This is a genomic window from Luteococcus sanguinis (assembly GCF_039527675.1).
Lineage (GTDB): Bacteria > Actinomycetota > Actinomycetes > Propionibacteriales > Propionibacteriaceae > Luteococcus > Luteococcus sanguinis.
Window position 1 is genome coordinate 69,462 of record NZ_BAAAKI010000002.1, and the last position, 9,384, is coordinate 78,845.

10 protein-coding genes and 1 pseudogene are annotated in these 9,384 nt (G+C 69.3%); 10 read left to right on the plus strand and 1 reads right to left on the minus strand.

Annotated features, from left to right (window positions below; translation table 11 throughout):
- Positions 1-65 precede the first annotated feature (65 nt).
- The 5 genes from ABD089_RS01715 to ABD089_RS01735 are packed head-to-tail and all read left to right on the plus strand — an operon-like array spanning position 66 to position 2,477.
- Positions 66-305, plus strand: a complete 240-nt coding sequence (locus ABD089_RS01715; protein ID WP_343884452.1) for a type II toxin-antitoxin system Phd/YefM family antitoxin — start codon at positions 66-68, stop codon at positions 303-305.
- Positions 302-706, plus strand: a complete 405-nt coding sequence (locus ABD089_RS01720) for a type II toxin-antitoxin system VapC family toxin (protein WP_343884453.1) — start codon at positions 302-304, stop codon at positions 704-706. Before ABD089_RS01715 ends, ABD089_RS01720 begins: the two co-directional genes overlap by 4 nt.
- A gap of 42 nt (positions 707-748) precedes the next feature.
- Complete coding sequence (locus ABD089_RS01725) at positions 749-910, plus strand: ribbon-helix-helix protein, CopG family (protein ID WP_343884454.1); 162 nt, start codon at positions 749-751, stop codon at positions 908-910.
- Complete coding sequence (locus ABD089_RS01730) at positions 907-1,656, plus strand: hypothetical protein (protein ID WP_343884455.1); 750 nt, start codon at positions 907-909, stop codon at positions 1,654-1,656. The genes ABD089_RS01725 and ABD089_RS01730 overlap by 4 nt, the downstream gene beginning before the upstream one ends.
- A gap of 38 nt (positions 1,657-1,694) precedes the next feature.
- A complete protein-coding gene (locus tag ABD089_RS01735) occupies positions 1,695-2,477 on the plus strand; it encodes a sulfite exporter TauE/SafE family protein (protein ID WP_343884457.1) in 783 nt (260 codons plus the stop codon).
- 34 nt (positions 2,478-2,511) lie between these two features.
- Here the strand turns inward: ABD089_RS01735 and ABD089_RS01740 are convergent, their stop codons facing one another.
- Entirely contained in the window at positions 2,512-3,540 is a 1,029-nt protein-coding gene (locus ABD089_RS01740; protein WP_343884458.1) for a DUF4439 domain-containing protein, read from the minus strand.
- Between the two features lie 105 nt (positions 3,541-3,645).
- On the opposite strand from ABD089_RS01740, the pseudogene rimP reads away from it, so the two are divergent.
- From rimP to rbfA, 5 genes and pseudogenes are all read left to right on the plus strand, one after another.
- Positions 3,646-4,137 (plus strand): annotated as a pseudogene (gene rimP, locus ABD089_RS01745) (ribosome maturation factor RimP); the annotation flags it as partial.
- A gap of 179 nt (positions 4,138-4,316) precedes the next feature.
- Positions 4,317-5,291 (plus strand): transcription termination factor NusA, encoded by a 975-nt coding sequence (nusA, locus tag ABD089_RS01750; protein WP_343884460.1) that lies wholly within the window; start codon positions 4,317-4,319, stop codon positions 5,289-5,291.
- Positions 5,288-5,524, plus strand: a complete 237-nt coding sequence (locus ABD089_RS01755) for a YlxR family protein (protein WP_343884461.1) — start codon at positions 5,288-5,290, stop codon at positions 5,522-5,524. The genes nusA and ABD089_RS01755 overlap by 4 nt, the downstream gene beginning before the upstream one ends.
- 230 nt (positions 5,525-5,754) lie before the next feature.
- Positions 5,755-8,742 (plus strand): translation initiation factor IF-2, encoded by a 2,988-nt coding sequence (infB, locus tag ABD089_RS01760; protein WP_343884462.1) that lies wholly within the window; start codon positions 5,755-5,757, stop codon positions 8,740-8,742.
- A 132-nt stretch (positions 8,743-8,874) separates the two neighbouring features.
- A complete protein-coding gene (rbfA, locus tag ABD089_RS01765; RefSeq protein WP_343884463.1) occupies positions 8,875-9,312 on the plus strand; it encodes a 30S ribosome-binding factor RbfA in 438 nt (145 codons plus the stop codon).
- The last annotated feature ends 72 nt before the right edge of the window (positions 9,313-9,384 follow it).

Below are 9,384 nucleotides of genomic sequence, written 5' to 3' on the forward strand. Positions count from 1 at the left end.
ATCCGTCCGGGCGTCTTGTGCATCTGCCAGGTCTCGGGCGACTGGTCTGGGACTAGTCTGAAAACATGCCGACCATCGGAGCCTATGAGGCCAAGACCCACCTGCCCCGCCTGCTGGACGAGGTGGAGCAGGGCGCCAGCTACACGATCACCAAGCACGGACGTCCGGTCGCCCGGCTGGTCGGGATGAAGGGCGCGGCGATGCGTGATCCCGACGTTGTCCGCCAGGCCATGGCCGACTTCCGGGCCGGCGTCGGGTCCCAGTCCATCTCGTCGTGTCAGGCGAAGCGGGAGGGGCGTCGATGAGCGTCGTGCTGGGCGCCTCCGTTGCGCTTGCCTGGCTGCTTCCGGACGAGCAGGACGACCGCGCGGACGCCGTGCTGGACGAGGTGCTCGCCGATGGAGGAGTCATCTCGCCGCTCTTCGAACTCGAGGTGGGCAACATCCTGGTCGTCAAGCAACGCCGCAAGGACCTGACCGGGGCCCAGGTGTCGCAGGCGATCGACCTGCTCTTCAGTCTGCCCATCGAGCCGCTGGAAGTGGATCTTGACCTGCGCCAGGTCGTCTCGCTCGCGCAGGCCCATGGCCTGACCAGTTACGACGCGAGTTACTTGAACACGGCTGTGGTGCTGGATCTGCCATTGGCCACCCTGGACGAGAAGCTGCGTGCCGCTGCGGTGGCGGAAGGAGTCACGCTCTTCGCGTGACGATCCCGTCCTGGCCTCGGCATAGAATGCTAGCATTCGAGCATGACAGCAGATGAACCGTCCGGACCGAAAAAGGTCCAGTTCAACGTCTACCTGCCTCCGGACCTCGTCCGGGAGGTCAAGCATCGCGCCATCGATGAGGGCGAGAGCCTCTCCGCCCTGGTTGAGCGCGTCCTCACCGACTACCTGGAGGAAGCGAAATGACCCACACCATCACCAGTTCCGTGCAGTGCTACCGGTTCAGTGCAGACCCGACCGCGATGATCGCCTTCCTGGAGGCCCTTGGCCTGGTGCGCTCCGTGTCCACCGAGGGCGACGGCTACGCCCTCATGCGCGCCGCCGGAGGCTCGGTCGGCGTCCACGCAGCCTCTGGGTCCAGCACCGGGGCCGTCCCGGGGCAGACCCAGCTCTGCCTCGAGGTGGCCAGCGTCGATGACGTGGCGGCGATCGAGGGAGTGCAGGTGTGGGACGAGTCCTATGGACGTCAGGCCGGTGTCACCGACTCCTTCAGCGGCGGCATCTGGATCGACGAGCGCCAGTCCGACCTCTACGGCTACACCGACCATGACGACCCTCCTCGTGCCGGTCTCTTCGTCACCGCCGTCCGCTACAGCCCCGCCTTCGCCCCGGACGTCGAGTTGTTCGCCCGGTTCGGCCTCGCAGCAGGGCAGGGGGACGAGTGGTGGCAGCCGCTGACCGCCGCCGACGGCTCCGTGGTCGGGCTGCACAAACCGTCGGGGCAGCCCATCACCGCCCCGGCGTCGGAGAATCCAGTGGGGGACAACTCGGTCTGTGACCTCGGTTTCGAGACCACCGAACCGCTTGAGGGCGTCCGCGACCGGCTGGTCGCCGCTGGCTACGACGCATCGCTGCACACAGACGAGGTGGGCACAGCCGTCCACGTCACCGACCCGGACGGCTGCCACGTCGAGGTCCACCAGCGCCGCTGAACCGAGGTGGTGTCCGGTCGGCCTAGGGTGGAAGGACCATGGACCTCGCTGCGCACACCATCGCCCTGCTGGTTGCCGCGGCACTGGTCGCGGGATGGGTGGACGCAGTGGTGGGCGGCGGGGGCCTGATCCAGCTGCCCAGCCTGCTGATCGGCCTCCCGGCGGACACCCCCGTCGCCACCGTCTCGGGTACCAACAAGCTCTCGTCCGCCTGCGGGACGGGTGTGGCGACCGCCACCTACCTGCGCCGGGTGCCGGTGCAGTGGCGCAGCGCAGTGCCCCTGATGGCCGCAGCCTTCATCGGCTCCGCCTGCGGCGCCCAGCTCGTCCGGCTGCTGCCGAAGGACTGGTTCACCCCGATCGTCCTGGTGGTGCTGGTCGTCGTGGGTACCTACACCGTTCGCCGTCCCCAGCTCGGGCTGGAACACCAACTCCGCCACAGTGGCGCGGCCCACATCGGACGACTCGTCGCACTCGGTCTGGGGATCGGGCTGTACGACGGTTTCCTCGGCCCCGGCACCGGGACCTTCTTCGTGATCGGTCTGGTCGCCGTCCTCGGCCATGGCTTCCTGCAGGCCAGCGTGCTCACCAAGCTCGCCAACCTGACCACGAACATCGCCGCGCTCAGCGTGCTCGGCACCTCCGGGCACGTGCTGTGGGGGCTTGGTGCCGCGATGGCCGCGGCCAACCTGACCGGTGGCTACCTGGGGGCACGGATGGCGCTCAAGCACGGCAACGGCTTCGTGCGCCGGGTCTTCCTGGTCGTGGTCTCGCTGCTGGTCGTGAAGCTGGCCGGGGACACACTGACGATGGTGTTGTAGGGCCTGGTGTTGTAGGGCCTGGTGTTGTAGGGCCTCAGGCCCAGCCCGGCCACCAGTCCAGCGCGACGCCACGGGCGCGTGCCTGGTCGGCGTGCCGCACCATCTGGTCGATCGCGGTCGTCCGGTCGGCGCCCGTGGCCGCTGCAGCCACGCGACCCCAACCGTCCATGACGGACGTCTCCAGTCGTCCCCAAGTGGTGAGGATCGCTCCCACGGAGCCGAAGCCTCCGGGCATGGTGTAGGACAATTCCGCGGCCGGGATCTCCACCTTCGCCGCCTCCAGAGCGGCGATCACCTGGTCGCGCTCGGCGAGCACTTGGGTGATCCGAGCCAAGGCGGGGGAGTAGTGCTCGTCGGGCAGGGGCAGTCGTCCGGTGCCCACCTCGAGACCTTGCACCAGGGCACGCAATTGGCTCAACAGCACCAGGCGCGCATCGTTCAGCGTCCCCACCTCGACCGCAGCAGGACGGATGGTGGCAACCACAGGCGCCAGCCCGGGCTGCCGGATCCCGTGCGCGGCCACCGAGGCGGACGCATGGAACAGCGCCAAGGGCCCATCGGTGGCTGCAAGGGCCGCACTGCGGTGCGCGCCGGCGAGCTGGTCGGCACGCTGCGTGATGGTCTTCTGCGCAGCAACCCAGCTGGCGGGAGGCGTGCCAGCGTTCGTGCTTGAGGTGGGGGAGGCCGAGGCGGACGCGCTGCTGGCAGGAACGCCGAGCGCATCGACCTGCCGCAGACGTTCGGCATGGGCCAGGCACTGGGCAGCGGCTGCCGCCAGCCAGGCCTTCTGGGATGTGGGGGTGTCACTCGTCCGGGCCGCCGTGGCTGACAACAGTGCGGCCAGCGCTTCCTCCTGGTCCGCCAGCGCGAGCTGCGCCGGGGAGGGGGTGGCCGAGGGTGTCGGCGGCTGCGCGCCGACATGGCTGCCGCGGATCGTCGGGTCGGGGGAGCACGCCGACGCCGCCGCAACCAGCGCGACGCCCGTCGCCAGCCCCAGCAGGGTTCGTCGTCCCATGCGTCGCGCTGCCAGTGCGGCGGGGGCAGCGGACGAGGGGCGCGTCATGAGCGGGAGCCTACCGGCCGCGCGCCCACTACAATCGTTCCCGTATCCCTCAGCGGATGCGACAACAGACCGACACAACAGGAACAAGACCGAAAGGTGCGAACCGTGGACGAACAGACCCTGGTCGACCTCATCAGCCCGGTTCTTGAGGCGCACCGCCTCGAACTGGACTCCCTCGACATCATTCCGGCCGGCAAGCGCAAGGTGCTGCGGATCACCGTGGACGGCGAGGGCCCCAAGGGCCGCGGACCGCTGCTGGACCAGATCTCGCTGGCCACCCGTGACATCTCCGAGGCCCTCGACGCGTCCGACTCTGTCGGCAACAACCCGTACACCCTTGAGGTCAGCTCCCGCGGCGTCGGCAAGCCGCTGCTCGAGCCCAAGCACTACCGCCGCAACATCGGACGGCTGGTGGCGGTCAACCTCGTCGACGGCTCGCAGGTCACCGGTCGGCTGACGGAGGCGGACGACGAGCAGCTCACCGTCATCGTCGAGCCCGAGCCCGGCAAGCGGCTGCCGAAGGGCCTTGACCCGGTCAACACCATCGCCATTGCCGAGGTGAACAAGGCCGTGGTCAAGGTCGAGATGAACCGCAAGCACGACCCGGAGCTGGACGACCTGGGCGACGAGTCCGAGGATGATGACGACGACTTCATCGAGGACGAGGAGTCCGAGGGCGATGGGTCAGAGGACGAGGAGTCCGAGGGCGATGGGTCAGAGGACGAGGAGTCCGAGGACGAGAGCATGAACGAGAACGAGAACGAGGAGAACTGATCATGGACATCGACATGGCTGCCCTGCGCGCGATCGAGCGCGAGAAGGAGATTCCCCTCGACTACCTGGTCAAGGCGCTCGAGGACGCGATGCTCAACGCCTATGACAAGACCGAGACGCCGATCAAGGGCGCTCGCGTCGAGCTGGACCGCAAGAGCGGCAAGTTCGCGGTGATGGTGCCCGAGAAGGACGACGAGGGCCAGACCGTCGGCTGGTACGACGACACCCCCGCCGACTTCGGCCGCGTGGCCGCCGCCACCGCCCGCCAGGTGATCTTCCAGCGCCTGCGCGAGGCCGAGGACGAGCAGAAGTACGGCCACTTCGCCGCCGTCGAGGGCGACATCATCCTGGGCACGGTGCAGCAGGACGGTGCCTCGAAGACCATTCGCCTCGACATCGGCAACAAGATGGAGGCGATCATGCCGCTGGCCGAGCAGGTGCCCGGCGAGCAGTACACCCACGGCAAGCGCCTGCGCGTCTACGTCGTCAGCGTCCGCAAGGAGCAGCGCGGCCCGCAGGTCGTGGTCTCCCGCACCCACCCGAACCTGGTCAAGAAGCTCTTCGCCCTCGAGGTGCCCGAGATCGAGCAGGGCGTCGTTGAGATCAAGGAGATCGCCCGCGAGGCGGGCCACCGCTCCAAGATCGCCGTCATCTCGAAGAACAAGGATGTCTCGGCCAAGGGCGCTTGCATCGGCCCGATGGGGCAGCGCGTCCGCTCGATCATGCACGAGCTGAACGACGAGAAGATCGACATCATCGACTGGTCCGAGGATCCGGCCAAGTTCGTCGGCCAGGCCCTCTCGCCCGCCAAGGTGAGCTCGGTCACGGTCGTGGACGAGCAGGCGCGCGCGGCCCGCGTCGTCGTGCCCGACTACCAGCTCTCGCTGGCGATCGGACGCGAGGGGCAGAACGCCCGTCTCGCGGCCCGCCTGACCGGCTGGCGGATCGACATCCGCTCCGACGCGGCGCCCCAGTGAGCCCTCAGCGCACCTGCATCGGGTGTCGCCACCTCGACGAGCAGTCGGCGCTGGTCCGCCACGTGCAGGTGGACGGGGTGCTGGCCCGCGACGAGCGGCGCCGGCTCCCCGGCCGGGGCTGCTGGCTGCACCCCGACCCGGCCTGCGCCGCGCTGGCCCTACGGCGCAAGGCCTTCGCCCGCGCACTGCGCACGACGGTGAGCGTGCCGGACGGCTTGTTCGACGGAGCCTGAGGGCTCCGCCTGTGTCGGTTGGCCCCCGAGGGGGGCTGGACGGTAAACTCAATCTTGCGCGTCCTGCCGGAACCCCGGTGGGACCTACCACAGAGCGCCCGCACCTGCGCGGGCGTGAACCAGAAAGTGGGCTGACGCTCATGACCACTCGATGAGTAATCACCAATGAGCACCAAAACCAACGAACTGGTCCGGTAGTCGCAGAAGAGACCCGGACCTGAAGGAGAGTAGTGGCCAAGGTCCGTGTCTACGAGCTCGCTAAGGAGCTCGGACTCGAAAGCAAAGACGTCCTCAAGACGCTGAACGACATGGGCGAATTCGTTCGCTCCGCGTCGTCCACCATCGAAGCGCCGGTTGTTCGGCGCCTCGCCGAGAAACTGAAGAATGATGCCGGTGGCGCAGCCGCCCCGGCGAACAAGCCCGCGTCTTCGGCCGGGCCCGCCGCACCGCGTCCCGGCGTGCCCTCGGCTCCTGCGGCGCCGCGTCCCGCTGCTCCGCAGGCCCAGGCCCCCGGGCAGGGCGCCCCGCAGCAGACTCCGACGCCCCAGACGAACCGTCCTGCCCCCTCGCAGGGCCGGCGTCCGACTCCCGGGCCCGCCCAGCAGGCGGCTCCGCGTCCGGTGTCCCCGACGCCCGCGAGCACCACTGCAGCCTCCCCGGCCCAGCCGACGGCCGCGGCCCAGCCCGCAGCGCAGGCGCAGACCCCGGCCCCGTCTGAGTCCCGGGCTCCTCGTCCGGGAACCCCTGGCACGCCCGGCCCGCGTCCCGCGCAGACCAACGCCCGTCCGGGAACCCCCGGCCCGCGTCCGGCCCAGTCGAACGCGCGCCCGGGTGGCTCTGGTGGCCTGCCCACCGGACAGCGTGCACCCCGTCCCGGCGGCGCCCCACGCCCCGGCAACAACCCCTTCGCTCCTTCCCAAGGCATGGGCCAGCAGCGTCGTCCCCGTCCCGAGGGCGGCGCTCCGCGTCCCGGTGCTGCCGGCGGCCAGGGTGGTGCCCGTCCGGGCGCTCGCCCCGGAGCTCCCGGTGGTGACAACCGCATGCCCCGTCCCGGGGGCAGCGGTGGCGTGGCGGGCATGCCCCGTCCGAACCCCGCGATGATGCCCAAGCAGCAGAACGCTGCGGTTGGCGCGCCCACCCGTGGCGGTGGTCGTCCCGGCGGCGGCCCCGGTCGTGGGCGTCCCGGCGGCGGTGGCCCCGGCGGCGGTGGCTTCAATCGTCCCGCGGGTGCCGGTGGCGGCGCTCCGGCCGGTGGCGGTCGTGGTGGCCGCGGCGGTCGTGGCGGCTCGGGCACCCAGGGTGCTTTCGGTCGTGGCGGCCCCGGCAAGCGCGGACGCAAGTCGAAGAAGCAGCGCAGGCAAGAGTTTGCGGAGATGGATGCCCCGATCATCGGTGGCATCCGCGTTCGCCAGGGCGACGGCTCGACCGTCCGCATGCGTCGCGGCGCCTCGCTGACCGACCTGGCCGAGAAGATCGGTTTCGATCCGGCGCAGCTCGTGCAGGTGCTGTTCAACCTGGGCGAGATGGTGACCGCCACCCAGTCGGTCTCCGACGAGACCCTCGAGGTGCTCGGCGCCGAGCTGAACTACAACATCCAGGTCGTCTCGCCCGAGGACGAGGACCGTGAGCTCCTGGAGAGCTTCGATCTCGAGTACGGCGAGGACGAGGGCGACGAGGAGGACCTCGCGGCCCGCCCGCCGGTCGTCACCGTCATGGGCCACGTCGACCATGGCAAGACCAAGCTGCTCGACGCGCTGCGCGATGCGAACGTGCAGGGCGGCGAGGCCGGTGGCATCACCCAGGCCATCGGTGCCTACCAGGTCACCACCGCCCTCGACGACAACGAGCGCAAGATCACCTTCATCGACACCCCCGGTCACGAGGCCTTCACGGCCATGCGTGCCCGTGGTGCGAAGGCGACCGACATCGCCGTGCTCGTCGTGGCAGCCGATGACGGTGTGATGCCGCAGACCATCGAGGCCCTGAACCACGCGAAGGCGGCCGACGTGCCGATCGTCGTCGCGGTCAACAAGGTCGACAAGGAGGGCGCCGACCCGGGCAAGGTCCGTGGCCAGCTCACCGAGTACGGCCTGGTGCCCGAGGAGTACGGCGGCGACACGATGTTCGTCGACGTCTCCGCGGTCAAGCGCACCGGTCTGGACGAGCTGCTCGAGGCGATCCTGCTGACCGCCGATGCTGCGCTCGACCTGCGCGCCAACCCGTCCATGGACGCCCAGGGCGTTGCGATCGAGGCGCACCTCGACCAGGGCCGCGGCCCGGTCGCGACCGTGCTCATCCAGCGCGGCACCCTGCACAAGGGCGACTCGATCGTCGCCGGACCGGCCTATGGCCGCGTTCGCGCCATGATCAACGACCGTGGCGAGACGGTCGACGAGGCTCCGCCCTCGATGCCGGTGCAGGTGCTGGGTCTGACGTCCGTCCCGGGCGCCGGCGACACCTTCTTGGTGGTCGAGGACGACCGGATGGCACGCCAGATCGCCGACAAGCGGGCATCGCGCCTGCGTGCCGCGATGCAGGCCAAGAGCTCCCGACGCAGGACGCTCGAGGAGATCATGGAGCAGATGGAGAAGGGCGAGACGTCCGAGCTCCTGCTCATCCTCAAGGGCGACGGTGCAGGTTCCGTCGAGGCCCTGGAGGACGCGCTGTCCAAGATCGACATCGGCGACGAGGTCTCGCTGCGCGTCATCGACCGTGGTGTTGGTGCCATCACCGAGACCAATGTCATGCTGGCGGCGGCCTCCGAGCCGCACGCGGTCATCCTCGGCTTCAACGTGCGCCCGACGGTGCACGCGGCGAAGCTGGCCGATGCCGAGAACGTCGACATCCGGTACTACTCGGTCATCTACGACGCGATCGACGAGATCGAGGCGGCGCTCAAGGGCATGCTCAAGCCGATCTACGAGGAGAAGTCGCTCGGTACGGCTGAGATCCGCGAGGTCTTCCGCAGCTCGAAGTTCGGCAACATCGCCGGTGTCCTCGTCCAGGACGGCATCATGCGCCGCAATGCCTCGGCTCGACTGGTTCGCGACGGTGTCGTGGTCCGCGAGACGACCATCGCATCGCTGCGCCGCGAGAAGGACGACGTCACGGAGGTCCGCGAGGGTTACGAGTGCGGTATCACGCTCACGAACTTCAACGACATCCAGGTGGGCGACATCATCGAGACCCACGAGATGGTGGAGAAGCCGCGCGACTGAGTCGCAAGCACTCAACAAGGCAATACCGTGGGCGGTGGCACCAGGCCACCGCCCACGGTGCTGTCACCACACATGTGGTCGTCCCGGCCCGGCCCGGCGACCAGCAGGCACCAGAACAGGAAGGGGAGCGACATGCCGAACCCCCGTGTCAACAAGCTCGCAGAGCAGATCAAGATGATCACCGCCGAGATGCTCGAGCGTCGGATCAAGGACCCTCGGTTGGGTTTCATCACCATCACCGACGTCCGGCTCACCGGTGACTCGCGCGACGCCACCATCTTCTACACCGTGCTCGGTGCGGGTGAGGACGACGAGACGCCCCAGGCGCTGGAGTCGGCCAAGGGCCTGATCCGCTCCACCATCGGGAAGCGGCTCGGGCTTCGGTTCGCCCCGACGCTGGCCTTCGTCCCGGACGCGACCCCCGAGGCCGCCAAGGCGATCGAGGACCTGCTGGCCCGCGCCCAGGCCGGGGATGCCGAGGTGGCCCGCCAGCGCGAGAACGCCGCCTATGCCGGCGAGGCCGACCCTTACCGCAAGCCGCACGAGGATGACGAGGGTGACGAGGGCTGAGTCTCTGGTCAGTCCTGCCTCGCTGGGCCCTGCCCGGTAGTGCCAGCAGCCCCCGTCGACCACGTTGTCGAC

Coding starts and splice junctions, on each gene's coding strand:
- ABD089_RS01720 (WP_343884453.1), top strand. CDS start 302: ATGAGCGTCGTGCTGGGCGCCTCCGTTGCGCTTGCCTGGCTGCTTCCG.
- ABD089_RS01730 (WP_343884455.1), top strand. CDS start 907: ATGACCCACACCATCACCAGTTCCGTGCAGTGCTACCGGTTCAGTGCA.
- ABD089_RS01740 (WP_343884458.1), bottom strand. CDS start 3,540: ATGACGCGCCCCTCGTCCGCTGCCCCCGCCGCACTGGCAGCGCGACGC.
- ABD089_RS01735 (WP_343884457.1), top strand. CDS start 1,695: ATGGACCTCGCTGCGCACACCATCGCCCTGCTGGTTGCCGCGGCACTG.
- ABD089_RS01715 (WP_343884452.1), top strand. CDS start 66: ATGCCGACCATCGGAGCCTATGAGGCCAAGACCCACCTGCCCCGCCTG.
- nusA (WP_343884460.1), top strand. CDS start 4,317: ATGGACATCGACATGGCTGCCCTGCGCGCGATCGAGCGCGAGAAGGAG.
- ABD089_RS01725 (WP_343884454.1), top strand. CDS start 749: ATGACAGCAGATGAACCGTCCGGACCGAAAAAGGTCCAGTTCAACGTC.
- rbfA (WP_343884463.1), top strand. CDS start 8,875: ATGCCGAACCCCCGTGTCAACAAGCTCGCAGAGCAGATCAAGATGATC.